At 62.3% G+C, this 20,477-nt stretch carries 18 protein-coding genes, 1 tRNA gene and 1 pseudogene; 10 read left to right on the forward strand and 10 right to left on the reverse strand.

Annotated elements, in window-relative coordinates:
- Positions 1 to 902 (reverse strand): Hpt domain-containing protein (locus XI09_RS11580; RefSeq protein WP_271566952.1); only part of this gene is annotated, 902 nt, incomplete at its 3' end.
- A 197-nt stretch (positions 903 to 1,099) separates the two neighbouring features.
- Positions 1,100 to 1,753 (reverse strand): histidine phosphotransferase ChpT, encoded by a 654-nt coding sequence (gene chpT / locus XI09_RS11585; RefSeq protein ID WP_271566953.1) that lies wholly within the window; start codon positions 1,751 to 1,753, stop codon positions 1,100 to 1,102.
- Between the two features lie 197 nt (positions 1,754 to 1,950).
- On the opposite strand from chpT, the gene XI09_RS11590 reads away from it, so the two are divergent.
- Positions 1,951 to 2,781, forward strand: a complete 831-nt coding sequence (locus tag XI09_RS11590; RefSeq protein ID WP_271566954.1) for a 3'(2'),5'-bisphosphate nucleotidase CysQ family protein — start codon at positions 1,951 to 1,953, stop codon at positions 2,779 to 2,781.
- Here the strand turns inward: XI09_RS11590 and XI09_RS11595 are convergent.
- Positions 2,775 to 3,260: a YHS domain-containing (seleno)protein gene (locus tag XI09_RS11595; protein ID WP_271566955.1), complete on the reverse strand. Its 486-nt coding sequence runs from the start codon at positions 3,258 to 3,260 to the stop codon at positions 2,775 to 2,777. The two genes, XI09_RS11590 and XI09_RS11595, sit on opposite strands and share 7 nt — an antisense overlap.
- 139 nt (positions 3,261 to 3,399) lie before the next feature.
- Between XI09_RS11595 and XI09_RS11600 the strand changes: the two genes are divergently transcribed.
- The 8 genes from XI09_RS11600 to XI09_RS11635 all read left to right on the forward strand — a co-directional run bounded on the left by XI09_RS11600 (position 3,400) and on the right by XI09_RS11635 (position 11,313).
- Complete coding sequence (locus tag XI09_RS11600) at positions 3,400 to 4,005, forward strand: DUF1134 domain-containing protein (RefSeq protein ID WP_271566956.1); 606 nt, start codon at positions 3,400 to 3,402, stop codon at positions 4,003 to 4,005.
- A gap of 119 nt (positions 4,006 to 4,124) precedes the next feature.
- On the forward strand, positions 4,125 to 5,423 hold the full coding sequence (locus tag XI09_RS11605) for a hypothetical protein (protein ID WP_271566957.1): 1,299 nt from the start codon (positions 4,125 to 4,127) through the stop codon (positions 5,421 to 5,423).
- Positions 5,424 to 5,582: 159 nt separating this feature from the next.
- Positions 5,583 to 5,657 (forward strand) — tRNA-Val (locus tag XI09_RS11610).
- A 1,533-nt stretch (positions 5,658 to 7,190) separates the two neighbouring features.
- The gene (locus XI09_RS11615; protein WP_271566958.1) at positions 7,191 to 7,436 is read left to right on the forward strand and encodes a hypothetical protein; all 246 of its coding nucleotides are present in this window, start codon (positions 7,191 to 7,193) and stop codon (positions 7,434 to 7,436) included.
- Between the two features lie 433 nt (positions 7,437 to 7,869).
- A complete protein-coding gene (locus XI09_RS11620; RefSeq protein WP_271566959.1) occupies positions 7,870 to 8,010 on the forward strand; it encodes a hypothetical protein in 141 nt (46 codons plus the stop codon).
- Positions 8,011 to 8,900: 890 nt separating this feature from the next.
- Complete coding sequence (locus XI09_RS11625; RefSeq protein ID WP_271566960.1) at positions 8,901 to 9,326, forward strand: SxtJ family membrane protein; 426 nt, start codon at positions 8,901 to 8,903, stop codon at positions 9,324 to 9,326.
- Positions 9,327 to 9,328: 2 nt separating this feature from the next.
- Positions 9,329 to 9,478 carry a DUF5989 family protein gene (locus XI09_RS11630; RefSeq protein ID WP_271566969.1) on the forward strand — a complete coding sequence of 50 codons (150 nt, stop codon included), beginning with the start codon at positions 9,329 to 9,331 and terminating at the stop codon, positions 9,476 to 9,478.
- Positions 9,479 to 9,483: 5 nt separating this feature from the next.
- Positions 9,484 to 11,313, forward strand: a complete 1,830-nt coding sequence (locus tag XI09_RS11635; RefSeq protein WP_271566961.1) for a carbamoyltransferase family protein — start codon at positions 9,484 to 9,486, stop codon at positions 11,311 to 11,313.
- 220 nt (positions 11,314 to 11,533) lie between these two features.
- On the opposite strand, the pseudogene XI09_RS11640 reads toward XI09_RS11635, so the two are convergent.
- The 5 genes and pseudogenes from XI09_RS11640 to XI09_RS11660 all read right to left on the reverse strand — a co-directional run.
- A pseudogene (locus XI09_RS11640) lies at positions 11,534 to 11,794 on the reverse strand (IS5/IS1182 family transposase); the annotation flags it as partial.
- A gap of 155 nt (positions 11,795 to 11,949) precedes the next feature.
- Positions 11,950 to 12,627, reverse strand: coding sequence for a hypothetical protein (locus tag XI09_RS11645; protein WP_271566962.1), 678 nt, complete (start codon positions 12,625 to 12,627; stop codon positions 11,950 to 11,952).
- Positions 12,628 to 12,763: 136 nt separating this feature from the next.
- The gene (greA, locus tag XI09_RS11650) at positions 12,764 to 13,246 is read right to left on the reverse strand and encodes a transcription elongation factor GreA (protein WP_271566963.1); all 483 of its coding nucleotides are present in this window, start codon (positions 13,244 to 13,246) and stop codon (positions 12,764 to 12,766) included.
- Between the two features lie 93 nt (positions 13,247 to 13,339).
- Positions 13,340 to 13,828 (reverse strand): hypothetical protein, encoded by a 489-nt coding sequence (locus XI09_RS11655; protein ID WP_271566964.1) that lies wholly within the window; start codon positions 13,826 to 13,828, stop codon positions 13,340 to 13,342.
- A gap of 149 nt (positions 13,829 to 13,977) precedes the next feature.
- Entirely contained in the window at positions 13,978 to 14,274 is a 297-nt protein-coding gene (locus XI09_RS11660; protein ID WP_271566965.1) for a hypothetical protein, read from the reverse strand.
- Between the two features lie 525 nt (positions 14,275 to 14,799).
- Here XI09_RS11660 and XI09_RS11665 point away from each other — a divergent pair.
- Positions 14,800 to 16,335 carry a peroxidase family protein gene (locus XI09_RS11665; protein ID WP_271566966.1) on the forward strand — a complete coding sequence of 512 codons (1,536 nt, stop codon included), beginning with the start codon at positions 14,800 to 14,802 and terminating at the stop codon, positions 16,333 to 16,335.
- Between the two features lie 349 nt (positions 16,336 to 16,684).
- Here the strand turns inward: XI09_RS11665 and XI09_RS11670 are convergent, their stop codons facing one another.
- Complete coding sequence (locus XI09_RS11670; protein ID WP_271566967.1) at positions 16,685 to 20,044, reverse strand: LuxR C-terminal-related transcriptional regulator; 3,360 nt, start codon at positions 20,042 to 20,044, stop codon at positions 16,685 to 16,687.
- A 251-nt stretch (positions 20,045 to 20,295) separates the two neighbouring features.
- On the reverse strand, positions 20,296 to 20,477 hold a 182-nt coding region (locus XI09_RS11675), incomplete at its 5' end, for a hypothetical protein (protein ID WP_271566968.1).

The following is a 20,477-nucleotide window of genomic DNA, read 5'->3' on the forward strand; positions in this document are numbered from 1 at the left end:
AGGCGCTGCAACGGCACCTTGAACTCGGTGTCCTCGTTGCGCCTGCTGATCTCCAGCAGCTGGTTGCGGGTCAGCACCAGCTCGGAGACCATGGTCATCAGATGCTCCAGCGTATCCACGTTGACGCGGATCGACTGGTTGGCGATGCGGTCGCCCTCGGAGGCGCCCTCGTCGGCCATCGACTTCTTCGGCGCGGCCTTCTCCTTGGGGGCAGGCTTGGCAGCTTCCTTGACAGCTTCCTTGGCGACAGGGGCCGGGGCTTCCGCGGCCGGCGCGGGGTCGGCCTTGACGTCAGCCTTGGCGACTGGCGCGGGGATTGGAGCTTCGATCGCGGTCTCGCGGAAGGCGCGCTCGAGCTCGTCGAGCGACACTTCACCCGGACGCAGCGGGCGCTCCAGGGTCTGGTCGATCAACGTGCCGGAGGTCATCTCCTTGGCCGGCGCAGGTGCGGCGGCGGCCGGCGCTTCCGGCGCCAGCGGCGGGGCGTCGGCAACGGGAGCAGCAGCACCCGCCGCCATTGCGGCCATGCCCTGCTCGACCATCGCTTCCAGCTTGTCGATGAGATCGCGGTCGGTGCCCTCCGGCTCGGCTTCGGTCGCCTCGAGGCCAGCCAGAATCTCCTTGATGCGGTCGATCGAGGACAGGATCACCGTCACCGCCTGCCCCGTCACCGGCATGCCGTCACGGAACTTGCCCATCAGCGTCTCGCCGGCATGCGCCAGCGCTTCCAGACGCGGCAAGCCGAGGAAGCCGCACGTACCCTTGATGGTGTGGACCAGGCGGAAGATGTTATCCAGGATCTTGGCGTTGTTCGGCTCCTGCTCGAACTTCACCAGCTGATTGTCGACGGTGTCCAGGCTCTCGCTGGTCTCCGTCAAGAACTCCCGCAACAGATCATCCATGAAAACAGGCCTTCATACAGGGAGGGCGCGCACGAGGCGTGATGCGCCATTTCGGAATGGGGCCAGCTTCACCGCAAAGCGTTTAATAATGGTTGAGTATGTGGAAAAGAACGGAATCAACAAAGAGATAAGGCGCTCCGGACAAGCCGAAGCGCCTCGTAAAGACTGGATTAACGTCTTAAGAGCGATGCGCGCGTTTACGAAGCGGTAATGATGATGGCTGCGCCTTCCGCTGCGAGCGTCACGGTGAGCCCGCAGGCCTGCGCGAGCAGCCGCGTATAATAAGGCTGGATCGCGTGCGCATCCGCTGCGGGCCCGCGCTCGCCGCTCAGGAGCTCGGCGATGTTCTGCGGCAGGCGCGCATTGTGTCCGGTCGCGGTGATGCGAAAGCTCATCGCCTCGCCCTCGCCGATCGGATCGATCGTGAGCGTGCCGCCGCGCGGGATCGTGTGCTGGGCCACGACCAGCATGTTGAGCAGCAGCTTGACGCGGTTCTTCGGCAGCAGCAGCCGCGGCAGATTCCACGTGATCGTGCACTTGCCGTCCTCGATGTGGCCGCGCGCCATGGTCTGGGCATCGCCGAGGTCGATCTGGGCGCCGGAGGAGCCGGCCGCGCCGAAGGCGAGACGGCAGAACTGGAGGCGGGCGGAGGCCGTCTTGGCGCTCTTGCGAATCAGGTCGAGCGCGAACTCGCGGTCCTCGGGCTTGGGATCGTCGTCGAGGACTTCGAGCCCGTTGACGATGGCGCCGACGGGGCTGATGAGATCGTGGCAGACCCGCGAGCACAGCAGCGCGGCGAGTTCGAGCATATCGGGAGCAGTAGCGGTACCGGGTGACGAGGTGCCAGACATTAAAGGGGTCCTGGAGGGTTCCTGGAATTGCACGGCGCGGACGCGGCGAATCACGCATGCTAACGGATGCCGCAGGTTCTAACATTCGCAAGCCCGCGGCAGCTAGCTTGCGATCGGTTCGGGGCGGCCATAAAGCCCCAATCGAATCAATCGGGGCGAATCAGTCGAGCAGGAACGGAATTGCCGATGAATGAGGCATGCAGGTGAAGCGGATCATCGACGGCGCGGCCGCATCCGGCCTGATGGAGCCGCTCACCGCGCTGGTGGTGAAGGCGGGCGAAGCGATCCTCGCGGTCAACCGCGCGGCGATGCGGGTCGACGGCAAGCAGGACGGATCGCCGGTGACCGAGGCGGACCTTGCCGCCGACCGCATCATCGCGGACGGCCTGGCGCAGTTGGCGGGCGACATCCCGACGCTCTCGGAGGAGCGGACCCAGCTTGCCGCTCCGCCGTTCCGCGACAGCTTCTTCCTGATCGATCCGCTCGACGGCACCAAGGAGTTCGTCGCCGGCCGCGACGAGTTCACCGTTAACCTCGCCCTCGTCACTCAGGGGGTGCCCCTGCTCGGCATCGTCAGCGCGCCCGCGCTCGGGCTGCTCTGGCGCGGCATCCTCGGCCGCGGCGCCGAGCGCGTCCGATTTGATGGCGCTACCATCGGTGCCGCCGAGCCGGTCCACACCCGCAAGCTGCCGGCGCCGGGCCAGCCCTGGGTCGCAGCGGTGAGCCGCTCGCACGGCGATCCCAAAAGCGAAGCGTTCATCGATAACAGGCCCAATGCCGTCAGAAGGACGGTCGGCTCGGCCGTGAAATTCGGCCGGATCGCCGAAGGCAGCGCCGACATCTATCCCCGCTTCGGGCCCACTTCGGAGTGGGATGTCGGGGCCGGCTGCGCGGTCGTGACCGCGGCCGGCGGCAAGGTCACCGACGGCAAGCGCGGCGAGATCCTGTTCGGCCAGCGGCAGGACACCGGCTTCATCATCCCGGAGTTCATCGCCTGGGGCGACCCGCAGGCGGTAGGCTGCTACTGACTGAGCTGTTCCTGAAGCGCCGGCCAGCGCTTGCCGACTTCGTAGAGGAAGCGGTCCGGGTTGGCGGCGAAGGCGTCGCGATTGGCTTCCTGGCTGAACAGGTAGAGCCGCTGCGCCACGATCGCGAAGAAGCGGGGGTTGCCGGCGATGGTGACGCCGCGGGCGATGTCGGCTGGGTCATAGCCGCCGAACTGCGGTCCATAGATCTCGGGATGGGCCAGGAAGGAGGCCCGGTTGCCCTCGTTCCGGAAGCGCCAGACCGCGCCCCAGAGGTTGGCTTCGAATTCGGCCGTCCCCTGCGCGGCTCTGCCATCGACGAAATAGGCGACGGGGTCGAAGCCCTCGATGGCGACGCCGCTGAAGCGGTTGACGACGATCCGTTCGGTGGTGGCAGCCTGGGCCGGCAACCATGCGCAGGCGATCCAAATGCCCGCCAGCAGGCAGACGAGGCGGCCGATCAAGGCAATTCCGGGGCGCAAAGGGCTATCTTCCTGCCGTTGTGCCGTCATAGTTGCTGCGGATAACATCCGAGTCGAGGGGACATCCGGCGCAACCTAGAGCCGTGCCTGTTGGCGTCAGGTTAAGGAAGCGATCGGTTTCGATACCAGGGGTTCTTTTATGACTTTCGCATCACGCCTCGCTGCGCTCGCGCTTGTCGCGATGGTCGGCTGGATCGCGCCGGCCTCCGCCCAGCAGGCGCCGCCGCCCGACCTGCCGCCGCCGCAGCGGACCCCGACGCCCAACACCTACGGGCCGGACGAACTCGTGACGGCCGGCCATCGCTTCTTCGGCAACGTCTCGCGCGGGCTCGCCTCGATCATCGAGAAGGCGGTCAGCCAATGGGGCCTGCCGAACGGCTATATTCTGGGTGAGGAAGGTTCCGGCGCATTCGTCGCCGGCCTGCGCTACGGCGAAGGCACGCTCTACACCAAGAACGCCGGCGACCTGCGCGTCTACTGGCAGGGCCCCTCGCTCGGCTTCGACTGGGGCGGCGACGGCGCGCGCACCATGACGCTGGTCTACAACCTGCCCGCCACCAACGCGATCTACCAGCGCTTCGCCGGCCTCGACGGCTCGGCCTATATCATCGGCGGCTTCGGCATGACGGCGCTCACCGCCAACAACATCGTGCTGGTGCCGATCCGCTCCGGACTCGGCCTGCGGCTGGGAGCCAATATCGGCTACCTGAAATACACGCCGCGCGCGACCTGGAACCCGTTCTAGACTCCCCTCCACCGGTCCAATTCCGGATTCACGTTAACAACAGGGCAGGGCTGGCTTTTTGCCGGCCCGCCATGCATTGTCGTTGGTAAATTTTTCCTTAGCTTTGGGAGTTCTGGCCCATGGTCGAACCGATCATGTACCTGGCGATCGGTTTCCTGCTCGCGATGCTGTGCGGGCTTGCCATCGTGCCGCTGGTGCATAATCGCGCGGTGCGCCTGACCACGCGCCGGCTCGAGGCCGCCACCCCGCTGTCGATGGCCGAGATCCAGGCCGACAAGGACCAGCTCCGCGCCGAATTCGCCATGTCGGCGCGACGGCTCGAGATGAGCGTCGACCAGCTCAAGAACAAGACCACGAGCCAGCTCGCCGAGCTCGGCAAGAAGAGCGACGCCATCAACCGCATGAAGATCGAGCTCGGGGAGAAGAACGCCACGATCTTCGCGCTGGAAGCGCGCGAGAAGGCGGTGAAGGAGCAGCTCCGCGCCACCGAAGAGGAATTCAGCGCCAAGACCGAAGCCCTGCGCGCCGCCGAGAATGCGCTGACCGACAAGCAGGGCGAGCTCGCAAAGATCAACTCCGAACTGTCCAACCGCTCGATGATGGCGGAGAGCCGCCAGGTCGAGCTGGTCGCGGTGCGTGCGCAGATCGAGGAATTGAAGAATCGCGTCGGCGATGCCGAGAAGGAGTTTGCCGCGACGCAGGCGCGGCTGGCGCAGGAACGTACCGAATCCGAGACCGCCTCGCGCGAGCTTGCGGATGCACGCGGCCGCGTCGAGAATCTGAGCCAGCGCGTCACCGAGCTCGATCGCCAGCTCATCGTGCAGGTGAAGGAGGCCGAGATGCTCTCGGGCCGCGTCGCCGACCTTGAGGGACGCCTCGCCACGCAAGGCAAGCTGCTCGCCGAGCGCGACTACGAGAACAACCAGCTCCGCCAGGCCAGTGAGGGCTCCGAGCGCACCATCAAGGAATTGCGCGTCGAGATCGCCGCCTTGAGCGGCGGCAAGTCGTCGGCCGCCATGGAGCAGCTCCGCGCGGAAAAGACCGCGCTGGAGGAGCAGCTCCGCACCGCGCGCGACGAGCGCGCCAAGCTCCAGCGCGACATCAACGCGATCCAGCAGCAGGCGGAAAGCTCCTGGGCGACCGAGCGCATGGAGAACGCGCTGCTGCGCGAGCGCATCAACGACATCGCCGCCGAGGTCGCAAAGCTCGCGATGCAGCTCGAAGGCCCGAACTCGCCGATCGAGGCCCTGCTTGCGGCCGAGGCCGGCCAGCCGCCGAAACCGGCGCCGCGCCCGGCCAACGACACCGCGACCCACGGCGCGGCCGCAGGCACCCTGCCCGAGGGCGGCGGAACGCTCGCCGAGCGCATCCGCGCGCTCCAGGCCCACGCCTCCCGCGCCCGCCAGCAGGGCGCGTAAGCCGGCCAAAACGCGGCCTGGCAGCCGGGTTGCGCGATCCATGGGAAGGTTTTCCGGGCGCGAGGCGCCTGGAAACTTGACACCTCTGGCCCGCACTTCTAAATCGCGGGCTCTGATGCGCCGGCCGGCCGAAAGTCCGGCCGTCGGCATGATGGTCCCGGGCGCATAGCTCAGCGGGAGAGCGTTCCCTTCACACGGGAGAGGTCCAAGGTTCGATCCCTTGTGCGCCCACCATCAAACCCCTTCTTTATAAGGCTTTTTTCGAGCATCCCCTCGGTTCCAATGTGCGTTCCGTGACGTTTTTGGGCGTCAAAACACGAACGAATACGCCCAAAATCCGCCCAGTGATTATCGCCGGTGTATTATCTGTTCTCGCTTTCTTCATCGCACTGCCACGGGAGAGATTTTCGTGCTCATCGAGTGCTGTAACGGCAGCACGCAAACTCACCAGCGTAATGAGCTGCTTGGCTGCCTCTTAGGGCGCTCATGTCTGCGCCCCGCACCCCCTTAGAAGGGGGCACCCCGGAGAACGGACAAGACAGCAATGTCGTGCTGCCATCCGATCACTTGCACTTGGCTAACAGATACCGAGAGGAGGCGCACGATGTGCCCGGCTTGTCTTGGCGCGATCCAAGAAGCGCAGCACAGCCGAGCGCGATATCTCCGCCCTTCGCTCATTGGCGCCCAACGTACCGCGTCGTCGAGTGACAAAGCCTTGCCAACCGACAATGCAATGGCGCGCCGGTGTAGCGTTGTAGGGTTGGTGTAGGATTGCGGGCGATCCTACACCGCTTGAAAGAAAAACAAGATCAAGAGGTTAAACGGTGTGGGTGTAGGGATGTATGGTTGGAAGCTGCCCGAGCCTTCCTTTTATAATTTGTGATCAGGGAGAGGCAAAGAACACCTTCTCATGTGTGCGTATAGACTCAACCCTACATCCCTACACCAAGGTGAAATAAAGGCATGAAAAATAGAGAGAAAACGTTGGTGTAGGGTGTGTCGCAACCATACACCAACCCTACATCCCTACATCGAAGCAAAAGACCGACATCAATTCCAACGTAGACAATGGCGCGCTCCAACTTAGACGCGTTGGAGTTAGAACTAGTCGATGCGGTACATGAGAGGAGATTGCCGTTTGCTGTAAACGTTCCCCTAGATGACGGCTGTGCTGGAATTCTAAGACCCTTCAAAGCCTCAGAAATGGCCGCCGGTGCGCTCTCTGGATCACCCCCTTCCAGCCGGCGCGACGCGTCGACAGATGCGCGAATCCGGTCTACTCAGCGGGCGTCGCATACTTCGGTTTGCCAGACTGCGACCTCGGTAGTTCTCAAGTCGCTTTCGCGCGGATTATTCGCGTTAACGACTCTTCATTCCGCCGGTGACTCGATCCTCAGAACAGCCGCGAGACGCCGCGCTCGGATTTGCGGCTTCTTTCGCCGGGCCAAGCCCGTCGGTTCGTCAGGACACTCGACATCGATTAGTTTGCTATCGACCTCGGCGAGGTAATGCCTGGTCCTCGAAATAGATTGCTCCGTCCCCATCTTGGACGTGATGCTGATCGCCGTCGCTCAGATAGATGAATGGTAGATACTTGAGCATGGGTTTTGCCGATCGGCGCCCGCCGTGAACTTCCCAGCAAATTGATCACCTGCACGCAATAAGCTTTCGACGGATCGCGCTCGAGGCGCGTCGCGACTTGGAGCCATTCTGCCCTCGCTCCGCACCCCGCCGAGGGGTTTCCCCATTGGGGGCAAGGAGAAGAGAATGAGGTCGATCCAGCCGACGAAGTCTCATGCGCTGAAGGCGTGCCGTCCAAGGCCGACAGCGAAGCGGCTCTATGGTGTCGGCACAGACGATGCAGGATGCTTTCGCGACCTGGGCGGATTGGTCAAGGAACGCGTCGCAGCCGGTATGCGCTATGTGCGCGTCGCGTTCAAGAACGTGTCCGAGACGCCGCGTCGTCGCGCCGACCACCCGCCGCCCAGCGAGGATGACACTCCGGCGGTCTGATCGTGCAGGGTGATCCTACATCGATGTAGCGTCGATCTGGATACTACATAGGGCGAATAGCGTAAGCGAGTGAACGGGTTAAGCGGGGCGCATGTAGGGCATGCAGGTTATGTGAAAATCTTCCTTCTCTGACTCTTTTAGGGTGCGGGACGGGGCAATAAGCAACCTTCTCATGTGTGCGTATAGCTTTATCCCTACATCCCTACATGTTGAAGCATTAAAGGTATGAAAAATCGAAGCAAAAGGTCAATGTAGCCTCTCTAGCAACCCTTCATCCTCAGTACATCCCTACACCAAACCAAGACCAGAGTGGTGTCCCGACTGATGGCGTAGCTCGATAGAGCAAAGCCGTCTGCGCGCGCGCCCCCAAACGGCGCCGTAGCGCGGGCGGCTTTATGGTCATCGATGTTTCGCTGTGGAGTTGCTAGCACCGATGATCGACGAGATGATGAAACTCCGCACTCCCGTGGAGAAGACCATCATGCGCATCGGCCTTGCCGCCAAGCGTCTCAGTTTCAGCGCGATCCTGGCGGAACAAACGACGACCGGGCCGTGCAGCAAGCTCATTACGTGACGCTGAACCATCGCGTCGTCGAGCGATGATCCAACCATTAGCCTTCCGGCTATCGCAGGCTGCCAAGTCCGGCTCTCGCCTAGAACGCAGTGTCCCACCGCCAGTCGAGACTATCCTCCCCGGCGTTTACCGCATCAGATCGCCGCCACCCTCGGCAACCACGTGTACCGGGGTGCTAAGTTGGATGCCGAATGCAAGTCGTGTGATTTGGTTGATCCGCGCTGTGATCATGGGCGACGTACCGCGTCGCCGACGTGCTCGCCCTCGTGCTGTTCCGTTGCGACGCGGGTGCGGGCGCCTTCATCGCTGCGTTAGGACTCGCTGGCTTGATCCTCGCCATTGGCGACGGGGCCGGGCGCGGGTCCTTCCCTGTCCCCCACCCCCTACGGCACAAACGCGCCCCGAAAATTCGCCAGCTAGTTCGGGCAATTCTTGGGTTGACACGGTTGACAGGTTGACACGCGAGCGCCTCGCAGAGCTACTCTATTGAAAGAATTTGCCGGAGCGGTGAGCACGCACCGGGAAGTTTTGCAGTTCTCTCGCTGGAGGGAGAGAATCTAGGAAGAAACTTGCTCAACGGGGACACTGGAGAACCCCTCAGGCAGCAAAAAGTCCGGTGGAACTTGCTCTTAGATGGGCCGATTAACGCTCGCGATTTCGAGGTCGAATAGCGGACCAAAGTGCTGTTGCAGCCTTAAGCCAATCTCGATAATCGCGCCCCAGGTGATCAACAGCAGCGCCCCCTGTCCGAGGAGGCGAAACCATCGCATTGAAAATCTCCGAAATGACCTCCGAGCGTCTCGACAGAATGCATGGGTCAGGGACTACGATTTTCTTTGATTCGCGCTCGAAGTCAGCCAAGCTAACCCGATGAAGGAGGCAGAGTTCTGATGCCGCAGTCAACCCACGAAAGTTTCACCCGCGAGGAGGCATCGCTTCCGGGATCGGACCGGACCTTCGGCTGGGTGATGGCGGGTGCGCTCGCGCTTCTAAGTCTTTCGAACGGCTGGCACCTTGGCCAGCTGTGGCCGTGGACCCTATCCGCCGCGGCTCTTTTCCTCGCCGCGGCCTGGATTCGTCCGTCCATGCTGCACCCGCTCAATCGCTTTTGGATGAAATTCGGCCTGCTTCTGCACAAGGTCATCAACCCCATCGTCATGGGTCTTCTCTTCTACGGTACGATCTTGCCGACCGGCCTCGTCATGCGGCTGCGCGGCAAAGATCTGCTGCGGCTGAAACGCGAGCCCGGTGCGGAGAGCTATTGGATCGCGCGCACGCCGGGGCCCGCGCCGGAAACGATGAGAGACCAGTTCTGATGATGGAGTTTCTGGCCGAGCTTTGGCGCTTCATGCGTGTGCGGAAGAAATTCTGGCTGCTGCCGATCCTGATCATGATGGTCGTGTTTGGGGGCGTTATCGTGCTAGCGAAGGGCTCTGCGGTCGCGCCGTTCATCTACACGCTGTTCTGAGGTAAATGCGCATTCTCGGCATCTCTGCGTTCTATCACGACAGCGCCGCGGCGCTCGTCGAGGACGGTCGCATCGTCGCTGCCGCTCAAGAGGAGCGCTTCACACGCCAGAAGCACGATGCGTCGTTTCCGCGCCATGCGGTTCGCTACTGCCTGGAAGCTGCGGGCGCAAGACTTTCCAAAATCGATCATGTCGTGTTCTACGACAAGCCATTCCTGAAATTCGAGCGCCTGCTTGAAACGTATATCGCGCTTGCACCACGTGGCTTCCGCTCCTTCCAGATGGCGATTCCGCTGTGGCTCAAGGAGAAGCTGTTCCAGAAGAGCCTGTTGCGAAACCTGCTTCGGGAGTTCGATGAGAATTTCGGATCGGAGAAGCTGCTATTCGCCGAGCATCATCTAAGCCACGCCGCGTCCGCGTTCTACCCATCGCCGTTCGACAAGGCCGCAGTCCTCACCATGGACGGGGTCGGAGAATGGGCGACGACGTCGGCGGCGACAGGCGACGGCAGCCGCCTCGAAATCTTCCAGGAGATTCATTTTCCCCATTCCCTCGGCCTGCTCTATTCGGCCGTGACCTATTACACGGGCTTCAAGGTTAATTCCGGAGAGTACAAGGTGATGGGGTTGGCGCCTTACGGCCAGCCCAAATACGCGCAGCGTATTCTGGATCATTTGGTCGACCTGAAGCCCGACGGATCATTCCGGCTGAACATGTCCTATTTCGACTATTGCACCGGCCTCGCCATGACCAACGAGCGGTTCGCCCAGCTGTTCGAGCAGCCTACGCGCTCGCCGGATCAGCTGCTGACGCCGTTCCACATGGATGTAGCAGCCTCCATTCAGGCGGTGCTGGAGGAAGCGGTGCTGCGGCTGACGCGCAGCCTCGCGAGCCGGACCGGTGCACGCAATCTCTGTCTTGCCGGCGGCGTGGCCCTCAATTGCGTGGCCAATGGGAAGGTGCTGCGCGGCGGCCAGTTCGACCGTCTCTGGATTCAGCCGGCGGCGGGCGATGCGGGCGGCGCAGTCGGCGCGGCACTTGCGGCCTTCCATCAGTTCAAGGGCCGGCCGCGCAGCATCGCCGTGACTGATGGAATGTCCGGCGCTTTTCTCGGGCCGGAATTTTCGGACAGCGAGATTGAACGGAGGCTGACCGCTTGCGGGGCGCGCTATGCCGTTCTGGGTGAGGACGACATGATCGAGGCAACGGCCAAGGCACTGTCCGATCAGCTCGCGGTGGGGTGGTTCCAAGGCCGTATGGAATTTGGCCCACGCTCGCTGGGGGCGCGCTCGATCCTCGGCGATCCCCGCTCGCCGACCATGCAGAAGAACCTCAATCTCAAGGTGAAGTACCGTGAGAGTTTTCGTCCCTTTGCGCCGGCGGTGCTGCGCGAGGACGTCGCCGACTGGTTCGAGCTCGATTCAGACAGTCCCTACATGCTGATCGTCGCCAACGTGAGGAAGGACAAGCGGCGCGCCATGAGCGCAGAGGAGCAGGCGCTGTTCGGCATCGACAAGCTCAACATTGCCCGCTCGGACATTCCCGCGGTAACCCATGTCGATTATTCCGCCCGCATCCAGACGGTCAGCGCCGAGACCAATCCGCGCTTTCATCGGCTGCTCACGCGATTCAAGGCGCGGACGGGGTGCCCGATTCTGGTCAACACCAGCTTCAACGTGCGCGGCGAGCCGATCGTATGCACGCCGGAAGATGCTTTCCGCTGCTTCATGGGCAACGAGCTGGATGTGCTCGTAGTCGGCAACTGCGTGCTATGCAAGGGCGAGCAGAATCCCGATCTCAGGCGGGATTACAGTTCGGCTTTCGAACTGGATTAGCGCTTCTTCAGGCCCGTCGCCGGCGCGAGCTCTGTTCTGATGTTTCAGCGCGCCGCAGGGTGAATGCGGCGGTCGCCGTGCCGCGTGGACGACGGGCTGAACCTGAAGACCTACCTCAGTCGCAGGCTCGAGCACTTATTATCATGCGTTGGAACGGCAGTGAGCTCCCGCCTCGCATCCTAAGCGATCACCAAGATGCTAATCGTCGAGGAGGACATCCTTAAGAGACGATCGACCACATCGGGATCAGCTTGACCATATTTCGAAAGTTTTGGGCGGTGGCTGCGAGGATGCACTCGTCGCGCGCGCCGTTTGGACCCCGTAAACCCGAACGGTCGAGCCTGAGAATGCGCTTGAGGTGCACGATCAACATCTCGATTTTCTTGCGGAGCCGACCCGAGGCCCTTCCCTCCGACGATCTCGCGATCTGGCGCGCCATGTCGCGAGCGCCCTCGTAGATCGAGCGCAGTACTCTGCGTGAAATGTGCTCGTGCGGGGAGAGAGTTCCTGAGCCCGTCATTGCGAGCGGAGCGAAGCAATCCAGCATCCCTTCGCGGAAAGACTCTGGATTGCTTCGCTGCGCTCGCAATGACGGAGCAAGGGATGAGACCGCGCCGGTTCACGCGCACGCAAGCTTCACGCGACCCGCTCCGGCCGCCAGGCCGCGTAGAGGCCGACGAGGGTCCCGATGGCGACCAGCCCTGCCGCCAGCAGCAGCTGCAATTCCCCATCATCGGTGGCGCCTACGGACGACACGAGTCTGGTCACGACGACGAACAGAACGCCCACACAGGCCGCTGCGCCCACGCCAAGATGGGCGAGCTCTCGCGTCAGGTTCCGGCCGAGAAGTCCGAGCGCCGTGAAATACATCGCGCAAGCGTTGGGATGAACGAACAGGGCAACGCGCGCGTAGGGGCCATAGGCGTCGAGAAGGCACTCGCACCGGTTCAGTGCCGCTCTTGAGGCAACCCGCTGCAACAGCGGTCTGAAAAAACGAGCCTGCCCGTAACTTAAGACGGCGCCCACGATGATGGCCAGCCAGGCCACGATGAAAACGGAGACATCCGCAGGCTTCGGATTGAGCGCCACGGACATCAGGATGAGGGCGGTTCCGGGAAAATAGCCGAAATACGGGAAGACCGATTCCAGGAGCACGCAGACGAACATAAAGACCAGAAACCATGACGAACCGGTCGCGCCATAGACGATGGCGTTCAAGTCGAAGAGGTCCGTCTTGTACAGGACGAGGTACATGCACATGGCCAATCCGGCCAGCGCGTAAAATGGCAACGCCCCCGACAGAAAACGTCTCATCCGGCCATCGCGCCTTGTTTCGCGGACACAGCGGAGACCATCGATATCAGGACAAGACAACGGACAAGCATGGTCCATGCTTTAGGCGAATGAGATTGCTCCTGTCGATAGCAATCCTCGCCTCGCCTGCGCGCCCCTACCCGATCGACAAAATCTCGATCTCCTGCGCGCCCGCTCCGACGACATCACCCACGGCCTTCCCGATCAGCGACCTCGCGACCGGCGAGACGAACGAGATCGAGCCCGCCTTCGGATCGGCTTCGTCCTCGCCGACGATGCGATAGGTCTGCACGCGGCCGTCAGGGCGGCTGAAGGTCACCGTGCTGCCGAAGGCGACGGTATCGGTCGAGACCGGGGTGGGAATGACCTGCGCTGTGCGCAGCCTTTCCGTCAGATAGCGGGCGTCGCGCAGGGGGACCGCGGATTGCCGGCGCTTCTCGTTGACGTCGTCGATGGCTTGTGCGGCCTCATAGGCCTCGCGCGCTTGTTGAAGCTGCGCCTGCAACGCCTGCAGGCCGGCTTCCGTCACGAGGTTCGGATGAGGCGAGATCGGCCGATCCGGCAACAGCGTCTCGGACGCCGTCTCGGCGCTTTCTTCCTTGGTAAAGGCAACGCTCAATTCGTAGATCCTGTCGAACCGTTTTGGCTACAGCGGCGCATTCGCGCCGCGATCCCCCGGGATCGCGCGTCCACTCACGGGCGATTGCCCGGACTATATCTCAAGTTGGACGAAACGGCGCAGCTTGAAGACGAGGTCCGGCATGGCCTGGCGGAACCGCGTCGCGTTCTGGAACGTGGTCGAGAACGGCGCGAAGGTGATCATCGCGTTCCAATGCCGGTAGCCGTAGACCGTGACCGAGACGCCGGACGCGGGAAAATCGTCCAGCTTGCGCAACTCGCCGAGCACGAGATCGGCAATCGCTTCCGCGGGCAGCAATTGCCTGCCATCTGGTGTCGTGGCGATCTTCGCGGGCGGTTCGACCGGCTTGGCGACTGCCGGCGCGGCATCGGAGGCATGATCATCCGGCTTGACTGCTGCCGCAGCGGGGATGGGCGCTTCGACCGGGTCAAATCCATTCGTCGGCGCTGTTGGTGGCCCCTCGGTGAGCGGCGGCGGTGCGACGATGTCTGCGCGCTTGCTGCCTCCCAGGATGCTGCTGATCATGGCCACAAGGCCAGCATCCTTCACGTCGTCACTCATTACTCCCCCCGGCTTTGCCCTACTCTAGCACTGCTCCGGCAGACCGCCACAACGTATCTGTGGTCCGCTTCCCGCATGGCCAGCCAGGGCCGTCCTCGTATGGCACCGGCGGCGCCGACGTCGATCGCGCCGCGCCGCCGTGCGATCCGTTACTGCTTCTCGAACGGAATATATTGCTGGTACTGCTTGGGCACCGAGCTGCGATAGCGCGCGGGCACCGTGCCGGTGTCGACCGAATGATCGATCTCTTGCTGCCGCGTCATCTTCTTCTTCGCCGGCTTCTTCGATGCGCTCTTCTTGGAGTCGGACGGCTGGCCTGACGTGTCGGTGGTCGTGGTCGGCGTTGTCGTCGTCGTGGCGGCCGGAGCGCTCTGCGCCAGCGCGAGCGGTGTTTGCATGAGAAGCGCCAGCGCTGCTGTCGCAGCCAGCAAATATGACCTTTGCATCAGAACCTCCAAAATAACTGACCCGAATGAGGCAAAGCGTAGGCCTCCGGGAGCGACGTGTGCAAGTCCGCCGACGATAGGCCGGAACCCGGCCTCGAACTGTGGCCGGGATCACATTGCTCGCCGCAGCTTGCCTCATCATAGACGCATGTCGAACGCAGCGCCCACTGCGGACACCAGGACGAGCACGACAAAGTGTCGGGCAAGTCCGGGCGCATGACGCGCGCGCCGCCACAGTCTTCGCGTGAAGACGATCCGCCGTGCCGACAGCCCGGCGAACTGACACTGCGCCAAGCCGCTTGTACCGATCGATGACGAGAATGTTATCCGTCATCGCTCCGGGAAGAATTTGCAAAGCGCGGCCGCAGCTTGCTCGCAAAGCGCCTCCCTCTGAAGAACCGCCAACGCCGGACAAGTGTGATCTATCTCGCTTGTGGCGGGTGTGATCTAGCCTAGCCTGCATATTCCAGCGCGAACAACTTCAGCTTGACTTGTTTCCATCGTGACTTTTCAGGGAGGTCATCTATGAGCAGCCGCCACAGCATTGTTCCGCGCGGTCTGAACGCAACGCGCTCGCCGCTTTCCCAGGGCCGCTTCGGCCGCATGTTCCGCAAGCTCACACCGGCAAGATTCGGCCTCAACGACGCCGACAACATCGCGAACCTTTCGGCGCTGGCCGACAAGATGGTCGGCAAGTTCGATGCGCCGAAGGACGGACCGGACGCGGAGGAGAGCGGCATTCCCGCGCTCTACACCTATTTCGGCCAGTTCATCGACCACGACATCACCTTCGATCCGGTCAGCTCGCTGACCAAGCAGCAGGATCCCGACGGGCTCGTCGACTTCCGCACGCCGGCGCTCGATCTGGACAATCTCTACGGCCGCGGTCCGAACGACCAGCCCTACATGTATGACGGCATCAAGTTCCGCCTCGGCGAGAAGCTGACCGGCGCGGGCGTGCCCGATGCCAGCGACCTGCCGCGCTTCAAGGGACGTGCGCTGATCGGCGATCCTCGCAACGACGAGAACAGCATCGTCTCGCAGTTCCAGGCCCTGATGCTGCGCTTTCACAACCGCATGGTCGACGACAATGACAGCCTGTCGTTCGAGGAGGTGCAGCAGCGCGTCCGCTTCCACTATCAATACGTCGTCATGAACGACTTCCTGCCGCGCATCGTCCACACCAGCGTGCTGGACGAGCTGAAGACCGCAGGCCGCTACGACCGCAGCAAGCTCGCCTATTACCACTGGAAGACCTACCCCTTCATGCCGGTCGAGTTCTCGGTCGCGGCCTACCGGCTCGGGCACTCCATGATCCGTCCCGGCTATCGGCTGAACGATGCGGCCAACATGCTGTTGCAGATCTTCCCCGATCCCCACAATCCCGACCACAATGCGCTGACCGGCTTCCGTGCCATGGGTCCGGGGCGCGCCATGGACTGGGGCCGCTTCATCGATCTCGACACGCGCCCCTATGGCGTCGAGGACGACGACACCAATGCCGACAACAACAGGCGGCTTCAGTTCGCCTATCGCATCGATACGTCGCTGGTCGACCCGCTGCGCAAGCTGCCGCCGGAAGTCGCGTCCAATCCGTCGTCGCTCGCGCTGCGCAATCTCGAGCGCAACTGGCGGCTCGGCCTGCCCTCGGGCCAGGCCGTCGCCAGGGCGATGAATCTGACGCCGCTGACGGACGACCAGATCATCATCGGCAAGGCCGTCGACGAGCCGGGACCGGACGATCCGCAAGTTCAGATCGCCTCGATCGCGAACGGCGTGTTCGCCGGCAATTGCCCGCTCTGGGCCTACATCCTGGCCGAGGCACGGCAGTTCCAGACCGCCGTCACGATCCCGGCCACCGGCGCGCCCGGCCCCATCAACACGCCGCAACTCGGCCCCGTCGGCGGTCGCATCGTGGCCGAGGTCTTCCTCGGCATGATGTTCGGCGACAATTCCTCCGTGCTGTCGCTCGACCCGCAATGGGCGCCGGTGACGGGCTCGAGCTTCGCGCTGAAGGATCTCGTGGCCTACGCGCTCGGCCAGGGCGATCCCCTGCACTGAGCTTGCGCGGACGATGACGCAAGGGCCGCCCGCGTTGTGTGGGCGGCTTGTGGTCCACCTCTCCCCGACGGGGAGAGGTGAACCGAGTTGTCCCGAGCGCGCATCGTTTCAACCAAAATTCAGCCAGCTCCAGGGCGTGTCCTCATAAACTCGTCGCGTCCGGTTTGCTCCCAGAAGTCGACATTGAGACCGACATGCCACCAGTTCGGCCTTGGCCAGAAGCGGAAGTCGCGATGCCGCGGACGCGGAGGGTTCCCACGTCAGCGTCCTACGTGCGCAGGCAGCTGCTTGTACATCGGGCCCTCGCTGTCGCGCCCCTGCCCATTTCAGTCAATGACGATGCAACGCTTCAAATCAGCAAGTCATGAGGCGCAAGTACGATGCCGTGATGCGGACCATTATTGCCGTGGTTGGCCGCGTGTTCGTCTGGTGCGTTGGGGACCATTTGGCCTAGCATATCGAGGAACCCTTTCTGACCAAGGGGAACGTGCGGATCGCGCGCATCATTTAGTTCCTTAAGCTCAACCACCGCGACGAGAGTGGAAGGAACTGTCTCGCTATCGAAGCGGAACACCGGTTCTTGATCTGCGCCGCCTGTCTCGGACGCAGCTTTGGCCGGCTGCGCGTCTTCAGGGGCGATTGCAGCAGACTCCGAAGCGTGCTGCGAGTTTCCGCGTTCGGCGTTGCCTCCGGTTGCAACGCCCGGATCGACGATTTCGACTGCTTCCGGTATGTTCGTAGCGGTTGAGTGCAACGAGTAGCCATGTTCCACGGCGGCCGGATCCGCCGTCTTCACTGCCGCTGACGCCCCGGCAGCGTTCGAAACCGGCGCGTTATGCTCCGCGCCATTGCCGACGCCGTTGCCCGGCTTGGAGCCAGCTTCAGTCGATTCCGTAGCCGCCGCCTTTGCAGCCCCTGACTCCGAAGCGTGCTGCGAGTTTCCGCGTTCGGCGTTGCCTCCGGTTGCAACGCCCGGATCGACGATGTCGACTGCTTCCGGTATGTTCGTAGCGGTTGAGTGCAACGAGTTGCCGTGTTCCACGGCGGCCGGATCCGCCGTCTTCACTGCCGCTGACGCCCCGGCAGCGTTCGAAACCGGCGCGTTATGCTCCGCGCCATTGCCCGGCTTGGAGCCAGCTTCAGTCGATTCCGTAGCCGCCGCCTTTGCAGCCCCTGACTCCGAAGCGTGCTGCGAGTTGCCGTGTTCGGCGTTGCCTCCGGTTGCAACGCCCGGATCGACGATGTCGACTGCTTCCGGTATGTTCGTAGCGGTTGAGTGCAACAAGTTGCCGTGTTCCACAGCGGCCGGATCCGCCGTCTTCACTGCCGCTGACGCCCCGGCAGCGTTCGAAACCGGCGCGTTATGCTCCGCGCCATTGCCGACGCCGTTGCCCGGCTTGGAGCCAGCTTCAGTCGATTCCATAGCCGCCGCCTTTGCAGCCCCTGACTCCGAAGCGTGCTGCGAGTTGCCGTGGTCCGCGTTGGTGGCCGTTGCGACGCTCGGTTGGACGATCGCGTTCAGCCCAGTCGACGAATCGCCGGTGTCCGCATTGGTCGGACCACTCGTCAATGTGAGATTTCCAACTGCCGCAGCCGCCGCGCTATGGGCAGGTTCGATCGATGATACGCGAACCGACTCGCCAGACGAACCATCGCTCTCTTCCGCTGCATCCGCCGAATCGCCAGTGAAGGTTCTGAACCTGGTCGTTCCCCCCAAGTCAGTCCGGGTCGGCCCGAACTGGAACCTCAAGCCGTCGTCGAGCAGAATGGCCCAAGCTCCCGCCGTCCCGGGCGTGCTCTCGCTCGCCTCGACACTGGCCTGGACAATGTCCTTACTCAGAACAGTCTCATCGAGTGCGCTCGCCGATGTGGTGAGGGTGACCGCTGCGCCTTCTCGATGGTCGAACAAATCCGGTTCCGCGACGGATACAATCCCCTGCAAATGGATTTCCAGCAGGCCGCGATCCCCGATATCAAGAACACGATCGGTCGGATTCACATAGACGACCGTTTCATTGCTTGCGACGTCGTAGATCCAGGCGAGGGTATGTGGCGGTATAGACTTGCTTGCTGCTGTCATATGCAGCCACGCAAGCGCTCCGAAAGCGGCAAGATTGATCCTGCTCGACCCAGATCCGAAGTCGAAGGCGGAGTGGCAAGATGTAGAATTGGGATCGGTCGGGGAACGATGAACAACGTTTCCATCAACGTTGCCGCCGCCCATCAGTTGATCGCGGCTATATACGCCAACACTGGCATCGTGACCGGGGTCGACCAAGCCAACAGGTTTTTGGAGTGTGTCACCCTCGGCGTCGTGACTCACTTGCCTCTGTGCGTCTTCTCCAGCGGCGTTTTCGTTTCCAGTGGTCGCATGTGCGGAAGACGGGCGGGAATCGTGCGAAGGGAGGCCCGGGGCCGGCTTGTGTACATGATTGGCGTCGGCATGAGTGATCGCGGTCAGTTTTGTGGCCGCATTCTCTTCGGCGACGGCCACGAAGCTGTCGATCGACGCTTGACCCAGGTCATGCGACTGCACGGCGAGATGGGGGTCGTACAGTGCATAGATCAACGCACCGGCGAGAGTGGCGAAGGTGCCATACCCACCCTGAATCGACATCGGATTGGAAGCAAGCCAGGGGAATTGATGTTCCGCGGTCAGGTCACCTCCAATCTGTGTTTGGCCGGTTCCTCGCAGTAGAGGCGCAGGAACATTGGGCGTGCTCGATCCAACAGGACCGTAGTTTTTCCACGGTTTTGAGCCTGCAGATTGCTCAGCCACGCGCAGCGCTTTTATTGCCGCCGCCGTGTTCGGGACTTGGCCCAGCTTGGCCAAAAAGTCTCTCTGGCTGAGCGGCGGCGTCTCGCCGGATCCCCAGATGATGAGGTGCTGGAGAATGGCTTTTTTCCAGGGCTCATACCCGGCCTGCTCTCCGGCGTGGCCGATGCTGTCATCATTCGGAAATATGTCGTTCGCTTGAGACGCCTTGAGTTCGTCCGCAATGTCGACCACCAGAAAGGCCAGCGCGAGTGTGCCGAAGCCGGAGGGATGTTTTAACAACGCGAGGCTAGCGAGCACAGTCCTGTTGGTGATCTCAAGCTTCTGAAATATATTGTGCAGGTGTACACTGACTGTCCCTGGTGAAACGTTTAGTTGGCGCGCGATCTCCTTGTTCGACATTCCTTCTGACACCAGTCGCGCGATTTGACGTTCCCGGTGCGTCAGTTTTTGCTCCAGACTCTCTTCAATTTTGCCGACGCCGTCAGCTTCCTTGCCGGCTGGCGAGAGACCGAAATGCGCGGGCGACATACTGCGCTTCGTCAACAGCCGCAGTAGTCGCAGCATGCTGTCGGGGGACTCGTACTTCGAAATTGCGCTGCAGGCGCCGGCAGCAACCGCTGCGGCTAGATCGTGGTTGGATTCGGACTCGATAAAGAACACCAGGCGCGTGGGAAGATTCTCAGCTTTCGCAATCGCCAGGATCTCGCTTACCGTCAGATCTGGCAGGGTGTCGGCAACAAGCGCGACGTCGGGCGTCAAATTCCGAATGGCTTCGAGGCAGCTTGTCCCATCGCGGCATGATGCGACAACGTCGAAGTCCTGCTGTGCTCCGAGTATCGATCTCAGCCCCAGTAGAACGATCGGTTGTCGATCCACGATCACAAGCTGGTCGCGCTTGAAGATCCGCTGCTCCGCAGACACGTCTGGCATGGACTCTGCCTCGGCCCAGCCATCTATGTACTTTGGCATATGGCGGCCGGGCGAGATATTAAAATACAACTACTAATCGAATAAAGAAAGAGGCTTAGCGGGGCAAAACCGACATTGGAACCGCGAGCTTTGAAGGCATTTGGGTGAGAGAATATGTCATTTGACCTTTCGGCTCTCCGCGCGAGGTCAGCAACGGGCCAGATTCAGACATACGTCGCGACAGGCGGCTCTTGGCGCGCGCCAGCAACCAGTCAATATTTTAACAGCCTGAGCACGCTCTTGGCGAGGCGTCTCACGGGGGGCGGCATGCGCGTGATTAATAGTTTGGCGTGATCGATTGCCATCTTAACCGCGACAATGTTCCGGCCTTTGAGTGTTGTCGCTTCGTAATAGCCGAACAGCTTCATCTCAATGTCGCACCAGTCGAGCTTGT

It is taken from the genome of Bradyrhizobium sp. CCBAU 11386 (assembly GCF_028128955.1).
Classification (GTDB): Bacteria; Pseudomonadota; Alphaproteobacteria; order Rhizobiales; family Xanthobacteraceae; genus Bradyrhizobium.

What these genes read in the sequence shown, in the direction of transcription:
- chpT (WP_271566953.1), bottom strand. Translation starts at nt 1,753, where the DNA reads ATGTCTGGCACCTCGTCACCCGGTACCGCTACTGCTCCCGATATGCTC.
- XI09_RS11590 (WP_271566954.1), top strand. Translation starts at nt 1,951, where the DNA reads ATGCAGGTGAAGCGGATCATCGACGGCGCGGCCGCATCCGGCCTGATG.
- XI09_RS11600 (WP_271566956.1), top strand. Translation starts at nt 3,400, where the DNA reads ATGACTTTCGCATCACGCCTCGCTGCGCTCGCGCTTGTCGCGATGGTC.
- XI09_RS11605 (WP_271566957.1), top strand. Translation starts at nt 4,125, where the DNA reads ATGGTCGAACCGATCATGTACCTGGCGATCGGTTTCCTGCTCGCGATG.
- XI09_RS11615 (WP_271566958.1), top strand. Translation starts at nt 7,191, where the DNA reads ATGAGGTCGATCCAGCCGACGAAGTCTCATGCGCTGAAGGCGTGCCGT.
- XI09_RS11620 (WP_271566959.1), top strand. Translation starts at nt 7,870, where the DNA reads ATGATCGACGAGATGATGAAACTCCGCACTCCCGTGGAGAAGACCATC.
- XI09_RS11625 (WP_271566960.1), top strand. Translation starts at nt 8,901, where the DNA reads ATGCCGCAGTCAACCCACGAAAGTTTCACCCGCGAGGAGGCATCGCTT.
- XI09_RS11630 (WP_271566969.1), top strand. Translation starts at nt 9,329, where the DNA reads ATGGAGTTTCTGGCCGAGCTTTGGCGCTTCATGCGTGTGCGGAAGAAA.
- XI09_RS11635 (WP_271566961.1), top strand. Translation starts at nt 9,484, where the DNA reads ATGCGCATTCTCGGCATCTCTGCGTTCTATCACGACAGCGCCGCGGCG.
- XI09_RS11645 (WP_271566962.1), bottom strand. Translation starts at nt 12,627, where the DNA reads ATGAGACGTTTTCTGTCGGGGGCGTTGCCATTTTACGCGCTGGCCGGA.
- XI09_RS11655 (WP_271566964.1), bottom strand. Translation starts at nt 13,828, where the DNA reads ATGAGTGACGACGTGAAGGATGCTGGCCTTGTGGCCATGATCAGCAGC.
- XI09_RS11660 (WP_271566965.1), bottom strand. Translation starts at nt 14,274, where the DNA reads ATGCAAAGGTCATATTTGCTGGCTGCGACAGCAGCGCTGGCGCTTCTC.
- XI09_RS11665 (WP_271566966.1), top strand. Translation starts at nt 14,800, where the DNA reads ATGAGCAGCCGCCACAGCATTGTTCCGCGCGGTCTGAACGCAACGCGC.
- XI09_RS11670 (WP_271566967.1), bottom strand. Translation starts at nt 20,044, where the DNA reads ATGCCAGACGTGTCTGCGGAGCAGCGGATCTTCAAGCGCGACCAGCTT.